This window comes from Lutimaribacter saemankumensis, assembly GCF_900100005.1.
In the GTDB taxonomy this organism is placed as follows: Bacteria; Pseudomonadota; Alphaproteobacteria; order Rhodobacterales; family Rhodobacteraceae; genus Lutimaribacter; species Lutimaribacter saemankumensis.
On record NZ_FNEB01000008.1, the window covers coordinates 63,285 to 86,004 of the forward strand.

Here is a 22,720-nt window from a genome sequence, read left to right on the forward strand (position 1 = left end):
GGTTCAGGCACCGCCCCGCTTCTTGTCAGATGTCGAGGAACACGGTTTCACCTTCGCCCTGAAGGCGGATGTCGAACCGGTAGGCGCCCGGACCCGTCTTTTTGGCGATCAGCGTCGGCACGCGATTGCGCTGTTCGATCCGTGACAGGAGAGGATCGTTTTCGTTGTCCTCATCCTCGAAATAGATGCGGGTGTGCAGGCCGATATTGATCCCGCGTGCGGCGATCCAGACCGAGATATGCGGCGCCTGGGCCGCCCCGCCGCGTGTCGGGGTCGGTCCCGGTTTCACGGTGCGCAGGGTGAATTCGCCGCTGTCCTTGTCGGCGGCGAAGCGGCAGAACCCGCCGACCTTGGGATCGGCACCGTCCTGCCCGGGGTATTTGCCCGCCGCATCGGCCTGCCAGCTTTCCAGCAGCGCATCTCGCAGCGCCCAGCCGGTGCCGTCGATCACCTGGCCGGTGATGGTGACGATTTCCCCCTTGGCGCCGTCTTCGATGGGCGAAAACCCGAGATCTTCGGGATAGACGCCGTCGATGCCCGCGAAAGTGGGGATGCAGCCGATATGGACGTAGGGCCCCCCGGTTTGCGAGGGCGTTTCGATCAGCGTGTCGAGTGGCTGGGTCATCCTACATCCCCTCAAGCTTGTTTTCGAACATGGTCTGACGGCGGCCGCGCAGGACGATGTCGAACTTGTAGGCCAGGAAATCGAGCGGCCGGGCCATCGTCATGTCGAGCGGCGCGACCAGCCGGTCGAGCTGACTGCGTTTCTTGATCGTCGCGGCGATGGGGCAGCGGTCGATCAGCGGGTCGCCTTCGAAATACATCTGGGTGATCAGGCGCTGGCCGAAGCTGTGACCGAAGACCGAGATGTGGATGTGCATGGGCCGCCAATCGTTCGCGCGGTTGGGCCAGGGATAGGCGCCGGGGCGGATGGTCAGGAACTGGTAGCGGCCCTGATCGTCGGTGATGGTGCGCCCGCAGCCGCCGAAATTGGGATCGAGCGGGGCGAAATACGTATCCTTGATATGGCGATACCGCCCGCCGGCATTGGCCTGCCAGATCTCGATCAGGGTGTTTGGCACGGGGCGGCCGTATTCGTCCATGACGCGGCCATGCATCAGGATGCGTTCCCCCACCGCCGGTTTGCCGGGGTCGCCGCTGAAGTTCAGGATCAGGTTGTTGTCCAGCGGGCCCAGCATCGAATGGCCGAAACGCGGGCCGGTTTCCTCGCTCGGGGTGGATTCCATGGACAGCAGCGGCCATTTCGGGCTGCGCGGGACGGAGGTCTTGTAGTCCGGGTCGTAAGGGACGGGGTGCATGTCCCTTTGCCGAGGGACCAGGGGGCCCAGATCGGTCATTCGTTTTCCTCCATCTCGGCATAGGTCTGTTTTGCCAGTTTCAGCGCGTGGTTCGCGCGGGGCACGCCGGCGTAGATCGCGACGTGCTGGAACGCTTCGAGCACATCGGTCTTGCTGGCGCCGGTGCGTGCGGTGGCGCGGATGTGCATCGGGATTTCCTCGAAATTTCCGGTGGCCGCCAGCAGCGCAAGCGTCAGCATCGAGCGTTCGCGCGGGCTGATGCCGTCGGATGCCCAGACGGTGCCCCAGGCGCCTTCGGTGATCAGGGTCTGGAACGGTTCGTCGAACGGGGTCTTGGCGGCTTCGGCGCGGTCCACATGGGCGTCGCCCAGAACGGTGCGGCGCATCTCCATGCCCCTGTCGTAGCGATCAGACATGGCCGGTGTCCCGGATGAAGTCATTGAGGATGCGGGCGTATTCGTCGGGTTTTTCGACGCATGGCAGGTGGCCAGCACCGCGGATCAGTTCGAATTTCGATCCGGGGATCAGGTCGACCGTTTCCCGCACGAGATCGGGCGGTGTCGAGCCGTCCTCGGACCCGGCTATACCCAGTGCGGGCAGGCGCAGGCCGCTGGTCGGCGTGTAGAAATCGGTGCCGGAAATCGCAGCCGAGCAGCCGGCGTAGCCATCGAGCGTCTGCCGCACCAGCATGTTGCGCCAGGCGTGAAATTCGTCGGTCTTGCGGAAAGGGGCCGAAAACCAGCGTTCCATGATCGCGTCTGCCAGCGCTTCGATCCCGCCCTTGTTCACGGCGGCGATGCGGTCATCCCACATCTCGGTGGTGCCGATCTTGGCGCCGGTGTTCGACAGCACCACGGCGCGCACCATGTCCATGCGTTTGACCGCAAGGCCCTGCGCGATCATTCCGCCGATCGACAGGCCCACCAGCAAGCAATCGCGCACGCCGAGGTGATCGAGCAACTGTTCGAGGTCGCCGACCAGCGTGCCCATCTTGTAGGGGGCGGGGGTCGCCTGGGTCAGGCCGTGACCGCGCTTGTCGTAGCGGATGATGCGCAGCCCGGCGGGCTGCATCGGCACGATCTTGTCCCAAAGGCGCAGGTCGGTACCCAGAGAGTTGGCGAAAACGATGGGCGCGCCGTTCGGGTCGCCTTCGTCGGTGTAGTGGACCTTGAAACCATTCAAATCTGCAATGCGCATCAGTAGGGCATCCCCGTATAGCTTTCGGCCAGCGCCTTTTGCGCGGCCTCGTTGTCGCGCAGGAAGGCGAGTTCGGCCTGCTGCACCTTGAGGTCGAATTCAGTCTGGTCGGGGAAACGATGCAATTGCGTCGTCATCCACCAGCTGAAGCGCTGGGTTTTCCAGATCCGCGCCAGCGCCTTTTCCGAATAACGGTCAAGCGCGTCGCTGTCGCCATCATTGTAGTGGCGGTCGAACCCTTCGAACAGATAGTGGATGTCGCTTGCGGCGGTGTTCAGGCCCTTGGCGCCGGTGGGCGGCACGATATGCGCGGCGTCACCGGCCAGGAACAGACGGCCCCAGCGCATCGGTTCACACACGAAGCTGCGCAGCGGGGCGATGGATTTTTCGATGGACGGGCCGGTGACAAGCTTGTCGGCGGCCTCGTCGGGGATGCGGCGTTTCAGCTCGTCCCAGAACGCGTCGTCCGTCCAGTCGTCGGGCGTGTCGCTGAGATCGCACTGGATGTAATAGCGGCTGAGGTTGTCGTTGCGCATCGAGCACAGCGCAAAGCCGCGTTCGGAATTGGCATAGATCAGCTCATCGTCTACCGGCGGCGTTTCGGACAGGATGCCCAGCCAGCCAAACGGGTAGGTGCGTTCGTATTCTCGGCGGATATCGGTCGGTATCGCCTGCCGGCTGGGGCCGTGGAACCCGTCGCAACCGGCCACGAAATCGCAATCGAGGCGATGGACCTGCCCATCTTTCAGGAACGTGACATAGGGCGCATCGGTATCGAGATCGCGCGGGTTCACGGCCGAGCATTCGTGCAGCACCGTGCCGCCCGCGGCATCGCGCGCGTCGTAAAGGTCGCGCGTCACCTCGGTCTGGCCATAGACCATCACCGTCTTGCCGATCAGCTTCTTGAAGTCGATGCGGAACATCTCGCCGTCAAAGGCGATCTGCGTGCCGTCATGAACGAAGCCTTCGCGCTCCATCCGGTCGGCGACGCCCGCCTGTTTCATGAGATCGACGAAACCGGTTTCCAGAACCCCGGCACGGATGCGCGACAATACGTAGTCGCGCGAGCGGCGTTCGAGCACGACGCTGTCGATACCCTTGGTGTAAAGCAGCTGCGACAGCAATAGACCCGAAGGTCCGCCGCCGATGATTGCGACCTGTGTACGCATGTCTCCTCCCTATTCGCTGATGGCAGGATTCCAAAAGTAGTTTACTATGTCAATTAAATTCTGGCAGCGAGGGGTGCGGGGGGCGATATCCCCGCGCTGTGCCGTCTTTGGAACCGTGTGATTATCGGATAGCATCGCGATCATGTGTGGACGTTTCGCCCTGACCTTGCCCCCCGACGCGATGGCGCAGTTGTTCAACGCAACGCTGGCCAACGACTTGCCGGATGTGCCCGATTACAACATCTGCCCGACCACGCGGGTCTTTTCCGTTGTGTCCGGCGAGGGCGGGCGGCGGATCGGGGCAATGCGCTGGGGGTTCCTGCCGCATTGGTACAAAAGCCCCACGGACGGGCCGCTATTGATCAATGCGCGGGCTGAAACGATTGCCGACAAACCTGCTTTCCGAAGCGCGGTACGCAAGCGGCGCTGCCTGATCCCGGCAGACGGGTTCTACGAATGGGAAAAGAACGGTGATGGTCAGCGCCTGCCCTGGTACGTCACGCGAAGTGACGGGCAGCCGATGATTTTCGCCGCCGTCTGGCAGATGTGGGGCCCGGAGGAAGCCAGGATGCCGACCTGTGCCATCGTCACGACCGAGGCGAGCGCGGATATTTCCGCAATCCATCACAGGCAGCCGGTGATCCTCGAGCCGGATCAATGGGGACTGTGGCTGGGCGAGGAGGGCACAGGGGCCGCAAAATGCCTTCAGGCCGCCCCTGAAGGCAGCCTGACTGCATGGCGTGTCGATCCACGCGTCAATTCGAACCGCGCCGAGGGGCCGGATCTGATCCGGCCGCTGGCATCGGTTTGATCACTCGTCGAGCGGCGGCGGGGCGAAGCTAAGGACGCCGCGCATCTTCTTGCCGTCTTCGTCGCTGTCGGCAATCTGCTCGGCGTCGGTCACGCCTTCGCCGAAGCTTTCGCCGCTGTCATCGTCGGCGAAAGACTTGCCGAAATATTCGTTCGGCATGCCTTCGGTGACGGTCAGGGTGTATTCCTCACCGGTGTGCAGGTTTGGTGTCACGAAGTGGAACGTGTCGCCGAACACCTTACGCGGCACGTCGTCGGCGTTGTAGATCACGACCGTGTCACCTGGCTGGACGTAGGTAATTTCGGGGTAAAATGCACCGGCAACAATGGCGACTTCATGCTCGGTCGCATATGCGCTACCGGAAATCAGACCCAATGCAAGCGCCGCGGCAGCAGTTTTGCGTAGCATGTTGTATCTCCTGTCAACAAGCGCCCCACCCGTCACAGAATCATGATTGAAGGGATATGCGCGAAATGCGGCAAGAATAGGGCAGCCCCGCCCCGAGGCCGCCGCCAGCCCTGATCAGGCCGGATCTGCGGGCGGCAGCAGGGTTTCCCAATGCTCCCCCATGGCCACGATACAGGATGTGCCGTTGGCGTAGCTTTGCACAAGCGTCCAGTCGCCGCTGCGCGGAGAAATCCAGACTTGCAGAATGGCATCCGGGCCGCGCAGGCCCTGTCCATGCTTTTCGGCGCCATGAGTCTGCGTCAGCCGTTGTTCCAGCCGCGCGGTGTCATCGCAGATGACATCAGCCAATTGGGCGCTGGCGCAAAGCGGAGCGAGCGAAAGACTGGCGGCGAGAATTGCGAGTTTCATGCGCATGCGAGGAGCCTAGCACCGGGGCGGGCGATTTGTAACGGTTTAATGACATCCTGTGGACAGTTCGAAAAAGCCCATGAATGCCAATCGCTTCGTATGGCGTGCCGCCATTGCGGGGCAGGCATCTGTCACAGCTTTGTTTCAAAAGCTTCAAAAGCCTGAGTCAAAACCGTCAAGAAACTTTGTCGCGCGCCCGGTATCCGCCCTGCAGAAACCGGGGGATGCGATGCTTGAAGTACGATGCCTGACAAAGGCCTTTGGCGAAAAGACTGCGGTGGACTCGGCGAGTTTCACGGTCGACCGCCCGATGATGATCGGCGTCATCGGCCGTTCCGGGGCGGGGAAATCCACGCTCCTGCGCATGCTGAACCGCCTGAGCGATGCCACGACGGGTGCGATCCTTTTCGAAGGGCGCGACATCACCACCTTGCGGGGCGCAGATCGGCGTGAATGGCAGTCGCGCTGTGCGATGATCTTTCAGCAGTTCAACCTTGTTCCGCGCATGGATGTCGTGTCGAACGTGCTGCACGGGACGCTGAACCGCCGCTCGACCCTTGCGACGATGTTCAACCTGTATCCGCAGGCCGACATTCACCGGGCGATAGAAATCCTGGACCGTCTTGGTATTGCGGAACAGGCACCGAAACGTGCCGAGGCGCTTTCCGGCGGTCAGCAGCAGCGCGTCGCGATTGCCCGCGCGCTGATGCAGGATCCGGCCGTGATCCTTGCGGACGAACCCATCGCCTCGCTCGATCCGATGAACGCACAGATCGTCATGGAGGCGCTTCGCCGTATCCATGAAGAGGACGGGCGCATGGTGATCGCGAACCTGCACACGCTGGACACCGCGCGGCGGTATTGCGACCGGGTGATCGGAATGCGTGACGGGCGCATCGTGTTCGACGGCACGCCCCAACAGCTTACGACGGGCGTCGCGCGCGACATCTACGGCGCCGGCGCCGGCTTTTCCGAAGCCGCGACTTCCACCGAAATCGAAACGCTGGACAGGACGAAACCGCGCAGCGCGGTCCCTGCCTGAGCCAGTCGCCCGCCCGCAGACGCGCGGGCAAAACCCCATCACGCAATGGAGATGATGATGAAAAAGACCCTCGCCCTTATCCTGGCCACCACCGTGCTGACCGGCGCGGCACACGCGCAGGACATCACCGAATTCCGTATCGGCATCCTGGGTGGCGAAAACGCGCAGGACCGGATGAACAGCTATTCGTGCCTGCAGGACTATGCCGCGGAAGAGCTGGGCGTCGAAGTCAAGCTGTTCGCGCCCGCCGACTACAACGGCGTCATCCAGGGCCTGCTGGGCGGCACCATCGACATGGCCTGGCTGGGTGCGTCGGGGTATGCTGCAACCTACCTGCAGGATCCCGAAGCGGTCGAACCGGTGCTGGTCAAGGTCAACATGGACGGCTCCATCGGCTACCACTCGATCGGTTTCGCCCGCAAGGATTCCGGCATCACCTCGCTGGAAGACATGAAGGGCAAGGTGTTCGGTTTCGGCGATCCGAACTCGACCAGCGGCTACCTGATCCCGTCGATCGAGATTCCGGCGCAGACCGGCGCCTCGATGAAATCGGGCGATTACTTCGGTGAGGTGAAGTTCACCGGTGGGCACGAACAGACGATCGTCGCGGTCTACAACGGTGACATCGACGGCGGCGTGACCTGGGCGGATGCGCAGGGCAACTGGGAAGACGGCTATAACTCGGGCGCGCTGCGCAAGGCCGTGGATGCGGGCCTCGTCGACATGAACGAGCTGGTGCAGATCTGGAAATCCAAGGTCATCCCCGAAGGCCCCGTCGTTCTGCGCAAGGCGCTGCCTGCCGAGGTTAAGGCCAAGATGACCGCGCTGGTCGACGGTCTGCATGAGCGTGACCAGGAATGCGCCTATGGCGTTGCAGCCGGTGAAACGCTGGGCTTCCAGCCGGTCGATCACGAAACCTATCTGTCGGTGATCGAGGCGCGTAAGGCCAAGATCGGCGGCTGATCCGTCCTGATGACACAGACCCGGCGGCCCATGGTGGCCGCCGGTTTTTTCCGATCCGAGGTACCCTATGACCGACGCCGCCCTGGGCAAGGCCGACAGCCCCGCCACGCTCGACGCGATCCAATCTTCCTACATGGTTCAGGTGCAGCGCCGCCGCCTTTATGGCGGGCTGACGCTGATGATCTTCGTGCTGTTGATGGTGTCAGGCTTTGTCGTGGCGGATGACCGCAACGCCGGCGGGTTCTGGGACGGGCTGCACCAGATCGGAGACTATCCCGCCGCCGTGTTAAGCGAGGCCTGGGCCAAGCGCGCGGATCTGCCCGCGCTGATGCAGCGCTTTTTTCCCGCGCTGATCGAGACAATCAATATCGCCGCCGTGTCCACGCTTATCGGCGCCTGCGCGGGGCTGGTGCTGTCGCTGTTGTCGACGCGCGGTCTGGCGCGGTGGCCGCGGCTGATCCCGGTTTTCCGCCGCCTGATGGACGTCATGCGCGCGGTGCCCGAGATCGTTATCGCGCTTGTGCTTATCTTCGTGCTGGGCGGTGGGCCTGTCCCTGCGATGATCGCCATCGCCATTCACACAGCCGGGGCGCTGGGCAAGATGTTTTCCGAAGTCGCGGAAAACGCCGATCTCAAACCTGTCGAAGGGCTGGCCTCGACGGGGGCAACGTGGTCGCAGCGCATGTGGCTTGGGATCCTGCCGCAGGTCGCGCCGAATTACCTCAGCTATGCGCTGCTGCGGTTCGAGATCAACATTCGCGCCTCGGCCATCCTGGGTTTTGTCGGCGCGGGCGGGCTTGGCTACGAGCTGCGCAACGCGATGGCCTGGGGGCCAGGCCGTTTCGACGAGGCCGCGGCCATCTTCATCCTTCTGTTCGGCACGATCGTGTTCTTCGATCAGCTGTCCAGCCGCTATCGCAACCGTCTGACCGAAGGGGGCCACGCATGACGACCGCCGATCTGGATTTCGTGAAGTCCGGCGCCGAGGGCCTGATCCGGCGCAAGCGCCTTGTCGCGCTGGCGGTGCCCGTTCTTATCGCCGTCTACTTTGCCTATGTGTTCGTGGCGTTCGACATTCCGGGGCTGGTCAAGCGGGCCAACTGGGACAACGCTGTGACGCTGGCATCGGACAGCTGGTCCTACAAGGTGCATGTCACGCGGTCGAACGCCACCGGCGCGATAGATTATGCCGTGGAAGGCGAACGCAAGGGCGCTTATCCCGAAGGTGCGCGCCCCGACTGGGTGACGGGTGATGACGTCGTGACCGTCGATCTGGGCAAGGGGTATGCCGTGCGGCTTTTGCCGGCGAACCGGACCGAGATCGAGATTCCCGGCTTTGGCCTGATCGAAGCGCAGGCCGAGGGGCGGCGCGTCACCACCAACCTTGGGGAGGACGTGCCCGACTGGATCAACGCCTCGGACCGGCGGGTGGCGGTCACGACGCCCGAGGGGCGGATCACGATGACGGGATCGAAGACCGAGGTTTTCAACTATTTCCCTGGGTGGGAGCTGTTCTGGTTCACCTTCGAGAGCCCCTATCACGGTCAGTCCCTGACGCGCATCCTGTTCGGGGATCGGATCGATCCCGAACGGGCCAATATCTCGGGCGCTTTGTCGGATTGGTGGAACAACCCGATGTGGCGGCACAAGGATGTTGCCTGGGCCATCGGGGAAACGATCCTGATGGCGTTTCTCGGAACGATGGGGGCCGCGCTGATTGCCTTGCCGCTCGCCTTTCTGGCGGCGCGCCGTTTCACCCCGTTCGTGGCCCTGCGCAGCCTGACGCGACGGATTTTCGATTTCGTGCGCGGTGTGGATGCGTTGATCTGGACTGTCGTTCTGGCGCGCGCCTTCGGCCCTGGGCCCCTTACCGGGTCGTTGGCGATCCTGATCACCGACATGGGCACCTTTGGCAAGATCTTCTCGGAGGCGCTGGAAAACGTCGACCAGAAACAGATCGAGGGCGTGTCCTCGACCGGGGCGAAGCCTCTGCAGCGCTATCGTTTCGGCGTGATCCCACAGGTGGTTCCCGTTTTGCTGGCGCAGGTTCTGTATTTCCTTGAATCCAACACGCGTTCGGCCACGATCATCGGCGCGATCACGGGCGGCGGGATCGGCCTTATGCTGACACAGGCGATCCAGACCCAGAAGGATTGGGAAGAGGTCGCGTATTACATCATCCTTGTCATCGCGATGGTCATGCTGATGGATTGGTTCTCGGGCTGGCTCCGGGGCCGTTTGATCGGCAGAAAGGACTGACATGGCGCGACTGAAACCAGATGCGGCCGTTATCCACGACGGCTGCACGATAACCGACAGCACCTTCGGGGCTTACGTTGAAATCGGCGCGGGGTCGCGTGTCGCGCACAGCGCATTCGGCGACTATTCCTATTGCGACCGATACGCCGATATCGCCAACGCCCGGATCGGCAAATTCGCCAACATCGCCGCGTTTTCGCGGATCGGCGCCACGGATCATCCCCTGGACACCGCGGCCTGCCATCATTTCCTCTACCGGTCGGACGACTATTGGGACGATGCCGCGCGCGACGAAGCGTTCTTTGCACACCGCAAGTCGCGGCTGGCCCATATCGGGCACGATACCTGGATCGGCGCGCACGCCCTGGTCATGCCCGAGGTGACGCTGGGGCATGGCGCGGTTGTGGCGGCTGGGGCGGTGGTGACACGCGATGTCGCGCCCTACACCATCGTTGCGGGCACTCCGGCCCGTCCGCTGCGTAAAAGACAGCCGCGCGCAATCGCGGACAGGCTGATCGCACTGGCCTGGTGGGATTGGCCGCACGACGCCCTGCGCGCGGCGCTGGAGGATTTCCGCGCGTTGAAGGCCGAAGCGTTCCTTGAAAAACACGGCGGCTAGGCGCGCCGTTCAGGCGTCGAGCGTCAGGGTCACACGGTCGCCGGCAAAGAAGGTTCGGCCGTATTCGACGGGAATGCCGTGTTCGTCCACGTTGACCCCGGTCGAGCGGAGGATCGGATCGCCCTCGCGCAGGTGCAGCACGATGGCTTGCGCCGCATCGGCGCGCACGGCGGTGAGGCGGGTGGAGGCGCGCGTGAAATCGTTTACACCGACACGGATCAGCGCCTCGGTCACGCTGCTGACTTCGGTCAGGGCCTGGTCGATGCCGGGCAGCCTTTCGATGGGAAAGATGCTTTCGAAAACGGCGATGGGCGTTTCGTCGGCAAGCGACAGACCGTGATAGGCGCATACCTTGTCGCCGACGGCGATGCCAAGCGCGCGCGCCTCGCCCGCGGTGGCGGCGCGGGTTTCGATGTCCAGAATGCGCTTGGCGGGGCGGCGCCCGGCCGCCAGCAGGTTTTCGTGAAACCGGACGCGCGCCCCGATGGGATAATCGGTGGGCCGCGCCGCGACAAAGGCACCGGCGCCCCGCCGGGTGCGCACCAGACCTTCGTCCACGAGATGCGCCAGGGCGTGGCGAACGGTGTGCCTGTTCACACTGAAACGGGCCGCGAGCGATGCCTCGGTCGGGAGCTTGTCCCCGGTCTGATACCGGCCCTCGGAAATGTCGTTGCGCAACGTGTTCGCAATGGCTTGCCAGATCGGCGTGCGATGGCGCGGTTCTTTGGCCGTGTCATTCAAAATTCACAATTCTCCGCTGTGCCCGGTGGGGGAATCTGCTATGATATGTCTAGTTGTATAGATAAGGCCGAAGTTGTCGAGATGAAAGACACCGTAGATACAAATGCCGAGCGCAAGGCCTGGATGGGCCTGTTCGCCAAGGCGCCGGCCGGGCGCGTTGCGGCACTGCTGGATGCAGTCCAGGCGCGGCCGGACTTTACCTGGCTGCGACCGCCGGAAATCGGCAGCGTGATGGTCCAGGGCCGTGCCGGGGGCACGGGCGCGCCTTTCAACCTGGGCGAAATGACGGTCACGCGCTGCGCTCTGAAGCTTGCTGGCGGTGAGGTGGGGCATGCCTATCTGCAGGGTCGTCGCAAGGACGATGCCGAAGCGGCGGCGCTGATCGACGCCCTGATGCAGACGGAACGCGCGGATGACCTGCGCGAGGCCGTGATTGCCCCGCTCAAGGCCGAACTGGCGGGTGCCGCGCAGGCGCGGGCGGCCAGGGCCGCGGCGACGAAGGTCGAATTTTTCACGATGGTCCGGGGAGAGGATTGATGCATCCACAGTATCTGGAGGGTGGATTTGGCAACCCTGCCGCAGACGCGGCCCATGCCTTTCGCAGCGTGATGGAGGCCTTGGCGCGCCCGGGCACGATTCATGCCATCGAAGGTGCGCGACCGCCTGCGCCGCTGTCGCCGGCGGCAGGTGCGGTTTTGCTGACGCTGTGCGACGGCACCACGCCGCTTTATCTTGCGGGGGGCGCCGATTGCGAAGCGGTGCGGTCCTGGGTCGCGTTTCACACCTGCGCGCCGCTGGTCGGGCCGGGCGAATGCATGTTCGCATTGGGCGATTGGGCGGCGCTGACACCGCTTTCTGCCTATTCCCACGGATCGGCGGACTACCCGGACAGATCTGCGACGCTGATCGTGGAAACCCCTGTTCTTGCCAATGAAGGCCCGGTGCTGACTGGTCCCGGCATACGGGATACCGCGCGCCTGTCCCTGCCTGAAACAGACGCCTTCCAAAGCAACGGCGCGCATTTTCCGCTGGGGCTGGATTTCCTGTTCACCTGCGATGCGCGCATCGCGGGCTTGCCGCGTTCGACCCGCGTTCACGCGCCGACCGAAACGAAAGAGGTGGCCTGATGTATGTCGCGGTCAAAGGCGGCGAGGCTGCCATTCGAAATGCCCATGCCTGGCTGGCCGAGGAACGCCGCGGCGACACGGCCGTGGCGGAATTGTCTGTCGCGCAGATCCGCGAACAGCTTAGCCTGGCGGTAAACCGGGTGATGGCCGAGGGCTCGCTCTACGATCCCGATCTGGCCGCGCTTGCGATCAAGCAGGCGCGCGGTGACCTGATCGAGGCGGTGTTCCTGATCCGCGCCTACCGCACGACGCTGCCGCGTTTCGGATCGACCCTGCCGGTCGAGACCGCCGAGATGGCCTGCGACCGGCGGATATCGGCCACGTTCAAGGACTTGCCAGGCGGGCAGATCCTGGGGCCGACATTCGACTACACGCACCGCCTGCTGGATTTCAAACTTGCCGCCGAAGGGGGCGAAGACGCCCACCCGGCACCCGCGGTCGAAGGGGTGGCACCGGCGGCGGTGCCGCATGTCACCGGCTTTCTGAACCGTGAGGGCCTGATCGAAGAGGCCCCCCGCGAAGACAGCCTGCCGCCCGACCTGACGCGCGAGCCGTTGGAGATGCCCGCGGACCGCGCCCTTCGCCTTCAGGCGCTGACCCGCGCGGACGAGGGATTTACCCTGTCGCTCGCCTATTCGACGCAGCGTGGCTATGCCCGCAACCACGCCTTCGTGGGGGAGTTGCGTATCGGCACGGTTCCGGTGGAAATGGAGATACCCGGACTGGGTTTCTCGATCGAGATCGGGGAAATCACCCTGACCGAATGCGAAACCGTCAACCAGTTCACCGGTTCCAAAACCGAACCGCCGCAATTCACGCGCGGCTACGGCCTTGTCTTTGGCCAGACCGAGCGCAAGGCGATTTCGATGGCACTGGTCGACCGGGCGCTGCGTTGGGAAGAGCTGGGCGAAGATTACCAGGGTGCCCCGGCGCAGGACGCGGAATTTGTCCTCTATCACTCCGACAACATTCAGGCGACGGGCTTTCTGGAGCATATCAAGCTGCCCCACTACGTCGATTTCCAGTCCGAGTTGGAATTGGTGCGCAAACTGCGCCGCGAGGCCGGTGTGGACAGCCTGCAGGAGGCGGCGGAATGATCCCGGACCGGCACAACGCGCCGTTACTTGCGCTCTTTCCTCGGGTCGATGCGGCGCAGGTCATACCATTTCCGCGGCGCGGCGGGGTCATACCGGCCAAAGATGACATGACCCAGCACATAGGATGCCAGGCCGATCACGACGATGGCGCCCGGATGATCCTTGAGGAGATCAATCACTGGCGTGTCTCACTTGTCGCGCCTGCTGCGAAAATGCCAGGGCGCGCCGCCGTCATGGTCCCGCCAATTGGTGTAGAATGTCGCCCAGACGCCATAGACCAGGATGCCCCAGAGGACGAAAGAACCGGGCGCCCCGGAAAACATGAACTTGAGCAGCTTGCCCCAGCCGCGATCGTCCTGCGTCATCGTACCTCTCCCTCGCGCGCAACCTGCAAAACGAAAGTGGCCATATCGTGACAGATCAAGCCTACAATTTCGCCTATCTCGACGAACAGACCAAGCGGATGATCCGCCACGCGATCCTGAAGGGGCTCGCGATCCCCGGATACCAGGTGCCTTTTGCCAGCCGCGAAATGCCGATGCCCTATGGCTGGGGCACGGGCGGCGTTCAGGTCAGCGCGGCCGTGCTGACGCCCGATGACCGGTTCAAGGTGATCGACCAGGGCGCGGACGACACGACCAACGCCGTTTCCATCCGCAGCTTTTTCGAGCGCACCGCAGGCGTTGCCACGACCACCGCGACCGCAGAGGCCACCGTCATCCAGACCCGCCACCGCATCCCCGAGGTGCCGCTGTCCGAAGGGCAGATCCTGGTCTACCAGGTGCCGATCCCCGAGCCGCTGCGCTTTCTCGAGCCGCGCGAAAGCGAGACACGCAAGATGCACAGCCTGGAAGAATACGGGCTGATGCATGTGAAGCTTTACGAGGATATCAGCCGCCACGGCCATATCGCGACCTCCTATGCTTATCCTGTGAAGGTCGAGGGGCGCTATGTGATGGACCCGTCGCCGATCCCGAAATTCGACAATCCCAAGTTGGGTGATTGCGCGGCGATCCAGTTGTTCGGGGCCGGGCGCGAACAGCGTATCTATGCGCTGCCGCCCTATTCCAAGGTTGTGAGCCTCGATTTCGAGGATCACCCGTTCGAGGCGTCCAAGGCCGATCACCCTTGCGGATTGTGCGGGTCGGTGGACAGCTATCTCGACGAAGTGATCACCGATGATGCGGGCGGGCGGATGTTCGTCTGTTCCGACACTGATTATTGTGAAACGCGGCAGGCGCAGGGCCATCGCGGAAAGGATGCGGCATGACCCCGTTGCTGTCGGTTCAAGGCGTCACCAAGCGCTATGGTGCGCATATCGGATGCGCGGATGTATCGTTCGATCTCTATCCCGGCGAGGTGATGGGGATCGTCGGCGAAAGCGGATCGGGCAAGTCCACGCTGCTCAATTGCCTGGCCGGGCATCTGGCGCCGGATGCGGGGCGGGTTATCTTCGACACCCGCGCCGATGGCCCGCGCGACACCGTGACCATGTCCGAGCCCGAGCGCCGGATGCTGGGCCGCACGGACTGGGCCTTCGTGCACCAGCACGCGCGCGACGGGTTGCGCATGGGTGTGAGCGCCGGCGGCAATGTCGGCGAACGGCTGATGGCGGTGGGTGACCGCCATTACGGCAACATCCGCGACAAGGCCATCGACTGGCTGGAACGCGTCGAGATCGCGCCGGGCCGGATCGACGACCGTCCGACCACGTTCTCCGGCGGTATGCAACAGCGTTTGCAGATCGCGCGGAACCTGGTGACGGGACCGCGGCTGGTGTTCATGGATGAACCTACCGGGGGGCTGGATGTCAGCGTTCAGGCGCGGCTTCTCGATCTGTTGCGCGGGCTTGTGCGCGACATGGGCCTTTCCGCCATTATCGTGACGCATGACCTGGCGGTTGTCCGGCTGTTGGCCGACCGGCTGATGGTGATGAAATCCGGCCATGTGGTCGAAGCCGGTCTGACGGACCAGGTGCTGGACGACCCGCAGCATGCCTATACGCAGCTTCTGGTCAGCTCGGTTCTTCAGGTGTGAGGGGAAACAGGATGATCGACCTTCAGGATGTTTCGAAGACTTTTACCCTGCACAACCAGGGCAGCGCCGTGATCGAGGTTCTGACCGGGGTGACGCTGTCCGTTGCACCGGGCGAATGCGTCGCGCTGACCGGTGCTTCCGGGGCAGGTAAATCCACCCTCATGCGCATGATCTATGGCAATTACAGGGCGCAGGCCGGTGTCATCAATGTGGGCGGCGTCGACCTTGTGCAGGCCGAGCCGCGTGACGTGATCCGCATCCGCCGCGATGTTCTGGGCTATGTCAGCCAGTTCCTGCGCGTGGTGCCGCGCGTGCCGACGATCGACGTGGTGGCCGAGCCGCTGCGCGCGGTCGGGGTCGCGCAGGACGCCGCGCAGGCGCGGGCACGCGAGTTGCTGTCCCGTCTGAACATACCCGAGCGGCTCTGGTCGCTGTCGCCGACCACGTTTTCCGGGGGCGAGCAACAGCGCGTGAACATCGCGCGCGGGTTTGCCCATGCCTATCCCGCGATGCTGCTGGACGAACCGACGGCGAGCCTCGATGCCGCCAACCGCGAGGTCGTGCTGTCCCTGATCGAGGAGGCCAAGGCCCGCGGTGCAGCGATTGTCGGGATTTTCCACGACGAGGCCGCCCGCGCCCGCGTCTGCGACCGGGAAATCGATGTCAGCCGGTTCAGCCCGGCCTGCGCAGCATGAACGGGGGGCGGCTGATCGCGGTCGTCGGGCCGTCGGGCGTCGGCAAGGACAGCCTGATCGATGGCCTGCTTGCGGCGGCGCCGGCATTGCGCCGCGTTCGCCGTGTGATCACGCGCGATGCCGCGCTGGGCGGCGAAGACTTCGACCCGGCGACACCCGAGGCGTTTGCCGAGGCGGTCCAACGGGGCGCCTTTTGCCTGCACTGGGCGGCCCACGGGATGCAGTACGGCTTGCCGGCCGGCGTGTTGCAGACCGTCCGCGGCGGCGCGGATCGCGTGGCCAACCTGTCGCGCAGCGCGTTGCCGCGCGCAGCCGAAGTGTTTCCCCGCCTCGTCGTCATGAACGTGATCGCCGCGCCCGAGGTTCTGGCCCGCCGCCTGGCAGGCCGCGGGCGCGAAACCGCCGAAGAGATCGCCGGGAGGCTGGCGCAGGCGTCCAAACCTTTGCCTTCGGGGCTGGATGTCGTGACAGTCGTCAATGACGGCCCGCTGGAACACGCGGTCGCGCAGGCGCTTGCCGCCTTGCAAAAGGAAAGGGCCTGACCATGGGCCAGACGAAACGAAACATCCCGGTGTCCGGCCGGGTCAGGGTAACCCTTGAAAGGGGGCAGTCATGAACTCGTTGTTCACGAAAACCGCGCGTGATGGCGCGGATCATGCGTCCAGCGGCGAGAGCCTGCGCCTCGCAAATGCCCGACTTGTCCTGCACGATATGGTGATAACCGGCAGCGTCCTTATCGAAGACGGGAAGATCGCTGAAATCGCCGAGGGCGATCAGGTGCCGCAGGGTGCAGTGGATTGTGCGGGCGATCTCGTGTTGCCTGGCCTGGTCGAGTTGCATACCGACAACCTTGAACGTCACATCGAACCGCGCCCGGCGGTAGATTGGCCGCACCTTCCGGCGATCCTTGCGCATGACGGCGAGTTGGCATCGACCGGGATCACGACCGTGTTCGACGCGCTGCGGGTGGGCTCCATTCATGACAGCAAGGCGCGCTATGGCGCCTATGCCCGCAAGCTGGCGGACGAGCTGTTGGCAATCCGTGCGGCCGGGCACCTGAAAATCAGCCATTTTCTGCACCTGCGGGCCGAAATCTGTTCTGAAACCCTGCTCGAGGAAATGGCCCAGTTCGGTCCCGAGGACCGGATCGGGATCGTCAGCCTTATGGATCACACACCGGGCCAGCGGCAGTTCCGCGATCTGGGCGCGCTGCGCACCTATGTTTCGAAAAAGCGCGGCATGAGCGATGGCGAGTTCGCCGAGCATGTCGCGAATCTGAAGGAACTGCAGCGGCTTTACGGCGCGCGCCACGAAGCCGGCGCCGTGGTCGAAGCGCGCCGCTATGGGGCGGTGTTGGCCAGCCACGACGACACAACGTCCGAACAGGTTGCGCAATCGCATTCCAATGGCGTGGGCTTTGCCGAATTCCCCACGACGATCGAGGCGGCCGAGGCCTGCAATTCCCATGGCATCGCGGTGATGATGGGGGCGCCGAACCTGATCCGTGGCGGGTCGCATTCGGGCAACGTGGCTGCGATCGAATTGGCGCAGGCCGGTTTTCTGGATATCGTGTCATCCGATTACGTGCCTTCGGCGCTGTTGCTGTCGGCCTTCCGCCTGTCCGAGATCTGGGGCGATCTGCCCCGCGCGGTGGCCTGCGTGACCGAAAACCCGGCAAGGGCTGCAGGGCTGACCGATCGCGGCAGGCTGGAAACCGGACTGCGCGGAGATGTGCTGCGCGTTGGGCAAGCGGGGCAGACCCCGATCCTCCGCGGCGTCTGGAGCTGCGGGCGGCGCGTCGCCTGATCGGGATCAGGCACGGCCGCGCGTGATCTCGTATCCTTCCTCTTCGGGTTCATCGTCGATCAGCTCGGTCGGGAACCCGTCGGCCAGGATCGAAAGGCCGGTCGCCTCTTCGAGCCGCTCGATGATGCGGTCGGATTGCGCGCGGGTGCCGAACCGGGCCTGACCGTCCGACATGATGTCGATGATCAGCGGCGATATCTCGAGCGGCACACCATGGGTGTCGGCCAGTTTCTGAAACAGGCCGATGTCCTTTTGCACAAGGTCCATCGTGAAATTCACGTCGCGCGACCCCGACAGGATCAGCTGGCTTTCGGTTTCATGCACAAACGAGTTGCCGGAACTGGCGCGGATCGCCTCGTAGGTGACGGCAAGGTCCAGCCCCGCGGCCTTCATCGTGGTCAGCGCCTCGCAGAGCGACAGCAGGTTCACCGTGGCAAGATAGTTGGTCATCACCTTCAGCTTGGACGCCGTTCCCAGTGGGCCGGTATGCAGGATGCGCCGGCCCAGATGCTTGAGCAGGGGAAAGACGCGTTCCACGGAGTCGCGGTCGCCGCCCGCGAAGATCGAGATGTTGCCGGTATCCGCCCGGTGGCACCCGCCCGAGACTGGGCATTCGACGGCCTGCCCGCCGGTTTCCGCCACCAGCGCGCCCAGGCGCAGAACCTCGTCCGCGTCCGTGGTCGACATCTCCATCCATATCTTGCCCGGTCCCATCTCGGGCAGCAATTGCGTGACGACCGCGTCGGATGCGGCGGGCGACGGCAGGCAGGTGATCACCACATCGCAATCCCGCATCATGGCGGCGGGGCTTTGGCCCGGCTGCGCGCCACGGGCGGCGAACTCGGCCACCCGGCCTTCGTCGAGATCCAGAACCGTCAGGTCGATCCCGTTGCGCAACAGGCTGCCGGCGAGCTTGCCGCCCACGCTGCCCAGACCGATGAAGCCGGTTTTCATTGAATTTCTCCTTTTCGCTTCGGGCGCCGCGCTCAGGCGGGCCGCTTTGTCGGGGTGGGCAGGCTGCTGGGCGCGTGGCCGAACCGGATCGGAAACCTTGCGCGGATCGCCAGGTCGGCATCGGCTGCCACCTGGGGCCGGGCATGGGTGAGAATCTGCTGCCGCCGGGCGGTGGCGGTCGCCAGCAGATCGGGCCGCCCGGATTCCACCCAGTCCTTGGGCGTCATGCGGTTTCCGATGTCGGGATAGAGGTATTCGGTCTGCATCAGTTTCAGCGTCTGGTCGCTGCCCAGGTAATGTCCCGGCCCACCGTCGAGGCAGACTGCCTTCATCACGTCAAGCGATACGCTGTCCTCGGTGACGTCGATACCGCGCACGCATCGCTGGGCCTGGCCCAGAACGTCGTTCCCCAGAACCATGCCTTCGGGCGAGAACCCCAGCAGCGAGGCATACATTCCGACCGACTCGTAGACCATGTTCAGCCCCGACAGCCCGGCCAGGACATTGGTGATGCCCTGTTCCCAGCCGGCCTGCATGTCGGGCAGTTTCGAATCCGTCATTCCCGCGGCAGCCCCGCCCGGAATGCCGTAGAACCGGTGCATCTGGGCGCATCCCGCCGTCAGCAGCGCCTGTTCCGCCGACCCGCCCGACATTGCGCCCGTGCGCAGGTCGGACACGAAGGGCCAGGTGCCGAAAACCGCCGGGTGGCCGGGGCTGACGGCGTTGACATAGACGACACCCGCCAGCACTTCGGCCACGGCCTGCACGATCGCCGCCGCGATGGGCGCGGGTGCCGTGGCCCCGGCCTGACCGGCCGACAGCAACAGGATCGGCATTCCCGCGCGGATGCAGGCCTCCATCGTCAGGCAGCTTTCGGTCGCGAATTTCATCGGCGGCACGACAAAGCAGTTCGACAGCGACACGAAAGGACGGTCGCGCCATGCGCCTTCGGACCCGGCGATCATGTGCAGCATTTCGATGCAGGGGGCGACGCTCGCGATGTCGGACATCGACGTGCCGATATGCTTGGTCGTGCCGGACGCCGCCGCGTAAAGCGTGTTGAGATCCAGCTCGATCAGGTCGGCGATATCGCAGCAAACCATCGTGCGCTGGAAGAAATGGATGTTGTCCAGGTGATGCGCCAGCAGCGCGGATTCATACAGATCCTGCGCGGTCGAGGGGCGATAGCTGCCCGTCGCCAAATCCACCACGTTCACGGCGGCACCCGCTGTTCCGTAATGCACCCGATCCGCCGAAAGATCGAGGTCATGGCGCCCATCGCGTCCGTAGAGGGGAAACGCCCTTGCGGCCTTTGCCAGCATGTCCTCGACCAGGGCGCGGGGAAAGCGCAGGCGGCCGTCTTCGCCCAGAACCGCCCCGGCATCCGTCATGGCCGCGATGCCCGAGGGCGGCGCCTGCGACAGCCCGATCTGTTCCAGCGCGTCCAGTGCCGCGGCGTGGATGCGCTGCACCTCGGCGTCGGTCAGCGGGCTGTATTGCCCGCCGCGCAACCCGGGCCGCACGGGGCGGCTGTCTTCGGGCAGAGGGGCCGCGCGCAAGGCGACGCGCGCCGCGCGCCCGCCGCCGCGTCGTTTCTTTTCGGGCAGGCCGGTATTGGCTGTCATGCACGTACCCTTTCGGATTTAGGATCATACATCGGGGCAAGGCTGGCCTTTGCCTTGTAGCGCTGGCCGGCCACTTCGATTTCGTAATCCGAGGCCAGAACCCCGGCCGCGCTTTCGCCGGGGCAGGGGACATATCCCAGGCCCACAGCGCCACCCAGCGCATGCCCGTAATTGCCCGAGGTGAGGATCGACACGATCCGGTCATCGCGGACGACGGCCTCGTTGTGGAAAAGCATCGGGTCCGGGTTCTCCAGCCGGAACTGGAGCAGGCGGCGCGCCAGACCCGCGTCACGTTTTGCCAGCACGGCGTCGCGCCCGATGAAATCGGGTTTGTCGGTCCTGACCGCAAATCCAAGCCCGGCTTCGAGAACGTGATCCTCGTCGGTGATGTCATGGCCGAAATGGCGGAATGCCTTTTCGATCCGGCAACTGTCAAGCGCGTGAAGCCCGCAAAGCTTCAACCCGTGATCGGCCCCGGCCTCGGCCAGCGTTTCGAATACATGCGCGGCCTGGTCGGTCGAAACATAGATTTCCCAACCCAGTTCCCCGACATAGGAAATGCGGTGCGCGCGCGCGACGCCCAGGCCGATCTCGATCTCGCGGGCGGTGCCGAAGGCGAAGCCGCCGTTCGACAGGTCATCGGGGCTGACCGCCTCAAGCAGGGTGCGCGATTTGGGGCCCATGACGCAGAATACGGCCTCGCCCGCGGTCACATCGGTCACGGTGACGAACCTGTCGCCGGCATGGCGCTTCAGCCAGGACAGGTCGCGTTGCAGCGTTGCACCCGGCACCACCAGCAGGAACGCGGTTTCGGACAGGCGCGTGACAGTCAGGTCGCTTTCGATGCCGCCGCGCCGGTTCAGCATTTGCGTGTAGACGATACGCCCGGGCGCCACGTCGATCTGGTTGGCGCACAGATGGTTGAGGAAAGCGCAGGCATCGCGGCCTTCGACCCGGATCTTGCCGAAGGAGGTCATGTCGAACAGGCCCACGCCCTCGCGCACGGCCATGTGTTCGGCGCGCTGGTTTTCGAACCAGTTCTGCCGGTGCCAGTCGTAGCGATACGCCTGGTCCTGCCCTGGTTGTGCGAACCAGTTTGCGCGTTCCCAACCCGCGACCTCGCCGAAAACGGCTCCTGCGGTTTTCAGGTGTTCGTGGACCGGGCTGCGGCGCACGCCGCGCGCGGTTTCGACCTGCCGGTAGGGCCAGTGATCGGCATAAAGCAGCCCCAGCGTTTCGGTCACGCGTTCCTTAAGGTAGCGGCGATTGCGCTGGAAGGGTTGCGCGCGGCGGATGTCGACTTCCCACAGGTCAAAGGGCGGCTCGCCGTCCTCCAGCCATTGCGCCAGCGCCATGCCCGCCCCGCCCGACGACACGATCCCGATCGAGTTGTAGCCGGCGGCAACCCAGTACCCCGCCAGTTCCGGTGCCTCGCCCAGGTAATAGCGGTCATCGGGGGTGAAGCTTTCGGGCCCGTTGAAGAACGTGTGAATCCCCGCCGTCTCGAACAGCGGCATCCGCCGTGTGGCCATGTCGAGGATCGGTTCGAAATGCTCGAAATCCTCGGGCAGGCTGTCGAAACAGAAATCTTCGGGAATGCCGGCCATGCCCCAGGGTTTGGCCCGCGGTTCGAAGGCCCCCAGCATCATCTTGCCGGCATCGGATTTGTAATAGGCGCATTCATCGGGCACGCGCAGCACCGGAAGGTGGCCGAGCCCCTCGATCGGTTCGGTGATCAGGTAGAAATGCTCACAGGCATGCAGGGGCAGGGCGACCCCGGATTGCGCGGCCAGATCGCGGCCCCACATGCCGCCGCAGTTGATCACGATATCGGCGGCGATATGGCCGCTGTCGGTGCCGCGCTGCCAGTTCACGCCCGTCACGCGGCGGCCGTCGTCGGTGACTGCGGTGACCTTGACGCCTTCGTGGATCGCGGCGCCGTTCATGCGCGCGCCCCTGGCCAGGGCCATCGCGATATTGGCCGGGTCGCACTGCCCGTCGCCGGGCAGGTGCACCGCGCAGGTCATGTCGCCCAGTTCGACATGCGGATACATCGCCTTGACTTCGGCGGCGCTGATTTCCCCGACCTCGACGCCGAAGGCGCGCGCCAGCGTGGCCTGCCGCAACAGCTCTTCGCGGCGTGCCGCGGTCAGGCCCAGCGAGATCGAGCCGACCTGCCGCATACCCGTGGCGACGCCGGTTTCCTCTTCGAGCCGAAGGTAGAGATCGGCGGAATATTTTGCCAGCCGGGTCATGTTCTGCGAGGCGCGCAATTGCCCCACAAGACCCGCGGCGTGCCATGTCGTGCCGCAGGTCAGCTGCTGGCGTTCAAGCAGGACAATGTCCGTCCAGCCCAGCTTGGCCAAGTGATAGGCGACCGAGCAACCGGACACGCCACCGCCGATTATGACCGCGCGTGCATGTGAAGGAAGCGGCGTCATGT

General features: G+C 64.4%; 27 protein-coding genes. 14 read left to right on the forward strand and 13 right to left on the reverse strand.

Features of this window, described 5'->3' with window-relative positions; all coding sequences use genetic code 11:
• Positions 1 to 25 precede the first annotated feature (25 nt).
• From pcaG to pobA, 5 genes are read right to left on the reverse strand one after another with little or no spacing between them, the layout of a single operon-like run.
• The gene (gene pcaG / locus BLT50_RS14670) at positions 26 to 625 is read right to left on the reverse strand and encodes a protocatechuate 3,4-dioxygenase subunit alpha (RefSeq protein WP_090029458.1); all 600 of its coding nucleotides are present in this window, start codon (positions 623 to 625) and stop codon (positions 26 to 28) included.
• A gap of 1 nt (position 626) precedes the next feature.
• Positions 627 to 1,358 (reverse strand): protocatechuate 3,4-dioxygenase subunit beta, encoded by a 732-nt coding sequence (gene pcaH, locus BLT50_RS14675; protein ID WP_090029459.1) that lies wholly within the window; start codon positions 1,356 to 1,358, stop codon positions 627 to 629.
• Positions 1,355 to 1,735, reverse strand: a complete 381-nt coding sequence (gene pcaC, locus BLT50_RS14680; protein WP_090029460.1) for a 4-carboxymuconolactone decarboxylase — start codon at positions 1,733 to 1,735, stop codon at positions 1,355 to 1,357. Before pcaC ends, pcaH begins: the two co-directional genes overlap by 4 nt.
• Positions 1,728 to 2,516 carry a 3-oxoadipate enol-lactonase gene (gene pcaD, locus BLT50_RS14685; protein ID WP_090029461.1) on the reverse strand — a complete coding sequence of 263 codons (789 nt, stop codon included), beginning with the start codon at positions 2,514 to 2,516 and terminating at the stop codon, positions 1,728 to 1,730. The genes pcaC and pcaD overlap by 8 nt, the downstream gene beginning before the upstream one ends.
• Positions 2,516 to 3,685 carry a 4-hydroxybenzoate 3-monooxygenase gene (pobA, locus tag BLT50_RS14690; RefSeq protein ID WP_090029462.1) on the reverse strand — a complete coding sequence of 390 codons (1,170 nt, stop codon included), beginning with the start codon at positions 3,683 to 3,685 and terminating at the stop codon, positions 2,516 to 2,518. Before pobA ends, pcaD begins: the two co-directional genes overlap by 1 nt.
• A 142-nt stretch (positions 3,686 to 3,827) precedes the next feature.
• On the opposite strand from pobA, the gene BLT50_RS14695 reads away from it, so the two are divergent.
• Positions 3,828 to 4,496 (forward strand): SOS response-associated peptidase, encoded by a 669-nt coding sequence (locus BLT50_RS14695; RefSeq protein WP_090029463.1) that lies wholly within the window; start codon positions 3,828 to 3,830, stop codon positions 4,494 to 4,496.
• On the opposite strand, the gene BLT50_RS14700 is transcribed toward BLT50_RS14695, so the two are convergent.
• Positions 4,497 to 4,904, reverse strand: coding sequence for a cupredoxin domain-containing protein (locus BLT50_RS14700; protein ID WP_090029464.1), 408 nt, complete (start codon positions 4,902 to 4,904; stop codon positions 4,497 to 4,499).
• A 114-nt stretch (positions 4,905 to 5,018) separates the two neighbouring features.
• A complete protein-coding gene (locus tag BLT50_RS14705; protein ID WP_245723404.1) occupies positions 5,019 to 5,252 on the reverse strand; it encodes a hypothetical protein in 234 nt (77 codons plus the stop codon).
• A 289-nt stretch (positions 5,253 to 5,541) separates the two neighbouring features.
• On the opposite strand from BLT50_RS14705, the gene phnC reads away from it, so the two are divergent.
• From phnC to BLT50_RS14730, 5 genes are all read left to right on the forward strand, one after another.
• A complete protein-coding gene (gene phnC, locus BLT50_RS14710; RefSeq protein WP_090029465.1) occupies positions 5,542 to 6,354 on the forward strand; it encodes a phosphonate ABC transporter ATP-binding protein in 813 nt (270 codons plus the stop codon).
• A 57-nt stretch (positions 6,355 to 6,411) separates the two neighbouring features.
• Positions 6,412 to 7,317 carry a phosphonate ABC transporter substrate-binding protein gene (gene phnD, locus BLT50_RS14715; RefSeq protein WP_090029573.1) on the forward strand — a complete coding sequence of 302 codons (906 nt, stop codon included), beginning with the start codon at positions 6,412 to 6,414 and terminating at the stop codon, positions 7,315 to 7,317.
• Between the two features lie 67 nt (positions 7,318 to 7,384).
• On the forward strand, positions 7,385 to 8,266 hold the full coding sequence (gene phnE / locus BLT50_RS14720; protein WP_090029466.1) for a phosphonate ABC transporter, permease protein PhnE: 882 nt from the start codon (positions 7,385 to 7,387) through the stop codon (positions 8,264 to 8,266).
• Positions 8,263 to 9,576 (forward strand): phosphonate ABC transporter, permease protein PhnE, encoded by a 1,314-nt coding sequence (gene phnE / locus BLT50_RS14725; RefSeq protein WP_090029467.1) that lies wholly within the window; start codon positions 8,263 to 8,265, stop codon positions 9,574 to 9,576. Before phnE (BLT50_RS14720) ends, phnE (BLT50_RS14725) begins: the two co-directional genes overlap by 4 nt.
• A 1-nt stretch (position 9,577) precedes the next feature.
• Complete coding sequence (locus BLT50_RS14730; protein ID WP_090029468.1) at positions 9,578 to 10,195, forward strand: LbetaH domain-containing protein; 618 nt, start codon at positions 9,578 to 9,580, stop codon at positions 10,193 to 10,195.
• A 9-nt stretch (positions 10,196 to 10,204) separates the two neighbouring features.
• On the opposite strand, the gene phnF is transcribed toward BLT50_RS14730, so the two are convergent.
• Positions 10,205 to 10,936 carry a phosphonate metabolism transcriptional regulator PhnF gene (gene phnF / locus BLT50_RS14735; protein WP_090029469.1) on the reverse strand — a complete coding sequence of 244 codons (732 nt, stop codon included), beginning with the start codon at positions 10,934 to 10,936 and terminating at the stop codon, positions 10,205 to 10,207.
• Positions 10,937 to 11,017: 81 nt separating this feature from the next.
• Between phnF and phnG the strand changes: the two genes are divergently transcribed.
• Genes phnG through BLT50_RS14750 form a run of 3 tightly spaced genes read left to right on the forward strand, consistent with a single transcriptional unit; the run spans position 11,018 to position 13,160 of the window.
• The gene (gene phnG, locus BLT50_RS14740) at positions 11,018 to 11,473 is read left to right on the forward strand and encodes a phosphonate C-P lyase system protein PhnG (protein ID WP_090029470.1); all 456 of its coding nucleotides are present in this window, start codon (positions 11,018 to 11,020) and stop codon (positions 11,471 to 11,473) included.
• Entirely contained in the window at positions 11,473 to 12,063 is a 591-nt protein-coding gene (gene phnH / locus BLT50_RS14745) for a phosphonate C-P lyase system protein PhnH (RefSeq protein WP_090029471.1), read from the forward strand. Before phnG ends, phnH begins: the two co-directional genes overlap by 1 nt.
• Complete coding sequence (locus BLT50_RS14750) at positions 12,063 to 13,160, forward strand: carbon-phosphorus lyase complex subunit (protein ID WP_090029472.1); 1,098 nt, start codon at positions 12,063 to 12,065, stop codon at positions 13,158 to 13,160. The genes phnH and BLT50_RS14750 overlap by 1 nt, the downstream gene beginning before the upstream one ends.
• A 23-nt stretch (positions 13,161 to 13,183) precedes the next feature.
• Here BLT50_RS14750 and BLT50_RS19320 read toward each other — a convergent pair whose 3' ends face one another.
• Positions 13,184 to 13,339 (reverse strand): hypothetical protein, encoded by a 156-nt coding sequence (locus BLT50_RS19320; protein ID WP_175491490.1) that lies wholly within the window; start codon positions 13,337 to 13,339, stop codon positions 13,184 to 13,186.
• 9 nt (positions 13,340 to 13,348) lie between these two features.
• On the reverse strand, positions 13,349 to 13,525 hold the full coding sequence (locus BLT50_RS19325) for a hypothetical protein (RefSeq protein ID WP_175491491.1): 177 nt from the start codon (positions 13,523 to 13,525) through the stop codon (positions 13,349 to 13,351).
• Between the two features lie 47 nt (positions 13,526 to 13,572).
• Here BLT50_RS19325 and BLT50_RS14755 point away from each other — a divergent pair, with 47 nt between their 5' ends.
• The 5 genes from BLT50_RS14755 to BLT50_RS14775 all read left to right on the forward strand — a co-directional run bounded on the left by BLT50_RS14755 (position 13,573) and on the right by BLT50_RS14775 (position 17,698).
• The gene (locus tag BLT50_RS14755) at positions 13,573 to 14,430 is read left to right on the forward strand and encodes an alpha-D-ribose 1-methylphosphonate 5-phosphate C-P-lyase PhnJ (protein WP_090029473.1); all 858 of its coding nucleotides are present in this window, start codon (positions 13,573 to 13,575) and stop codon (positions 14,428 to 14,430) included.
• Positions 14,427 to 15,197 (forward strand): phosphonate C-P lyase system protein PhnK, encoded by a 771-nt coding sequence (gene phnK, locus BLT50_RS14760; protein WP_090029474.1) that lies wholly within the window; start codon positions 14,427 to 14,429, stop codon positions 15,195 to 15,197. The genes BLT50_RS14755 and phnK overlap by 4 nt, the downstream gene beginning before the upstream one ends.
• An 11-nt stretch (positions 15,198 to 15,208) precedes the next feature.
• The gene (gene phnL / locus BLT50_RS14765; RefSeq protein ID WP_090029475.1) at positions 15,209 to 15,892 is read left to right on the forward strand and encodes a phosphonate C-P lyase system protein PhnL; all 684 of its coding nucleotides are present in this window, start codon (positions 15,209 to 15,211) and stop codon (positions 15,890 to 15,892) included.
• Positions 15,889 to 16,434 carry a phosphonate metabolism protein/1,5-bisphosphokinase (PRPP-forming) PhnN gene (phnN, locus tag BLT50_RS14770; protein WP_090029476.1) on the forward strand — a complete coding sequence of 182 codons (546 nt, stop codon included), beginning with the start codon at positions 15,889 to 15,891 and terminating at the stop codon, positions 16,432 to 16,434. Before phnL ends, phnN begins: the two co-directional genes overlap by 4 nt.
• A 70-nt stretch (positions 16,435 to 16,504) precedes the next feature.
• The gene (locus tag BLT50_RS14775) at positions 16,505 to 17,698 is read left to right on the forward strand and encodes an alpha-D-ribose 1-methylphosphonate 5-triphosphate diphosphatase (protein WP_090029477.1); all 1,194 of its coding nucleotides are present in this window, start codon (positions 16,505 to 16,507) and stop codon (positions 17,696 to 17,698) included.
• 6 nt (positions 17,699 to 17,704) lie between these two features.
• Here the strand turns inward: BLT50_RS14775 and BLT50_RS14780 are convergent, their stop codons facing one another.
• From BLT50_RS14780 to BLT50_RS14790, 3 genes are read right to left on the reverse strand one after another with little or no spacing between them, the layout of a single operon-like run.
• A complete protein-coding gene (locus tag BLT50_RS14780; protein WP_090029478.1) occupies positions 17,705 to 18,652 on the reverse strand; it encodes an NAD(P)-dependent oxidoreductase in 948 nt (315 codons plus the stop codon).
• Between the two features lie 32 nt (positions 18,653 to 18,684).
• On the reverse strand, positions 18,685 to 20,277 hold the full coding sequence (locus BLT50_RS14785) for a trimethylamine methyltransferase family protein (protein ID WP_090029479.1): 1,593 nt from the start codon (positions 20,275 to 20,277) through the stop codon (positions 18,685 to 18,687).
• Positions 20,274 to 22,718 carry a GcvT family protein gene (locus BLT50_RS14790; RefSeq protein ID WP_090029480.1) on the reverse strand — a complete coding sequence of 815 codons (2,445 nt, stop codon included), beginning with the start codon at positions 22,716 to 22,718 and terminating at the stop codon, positions 20,274 to 20,276. Before BLT50_RS14790 ends, BLT50_RS14785 begins: the two co-directional genes overlap by 4 nt.
• Positions 22,719 to 22,720 lie beyond the last annotated feature (2 nt).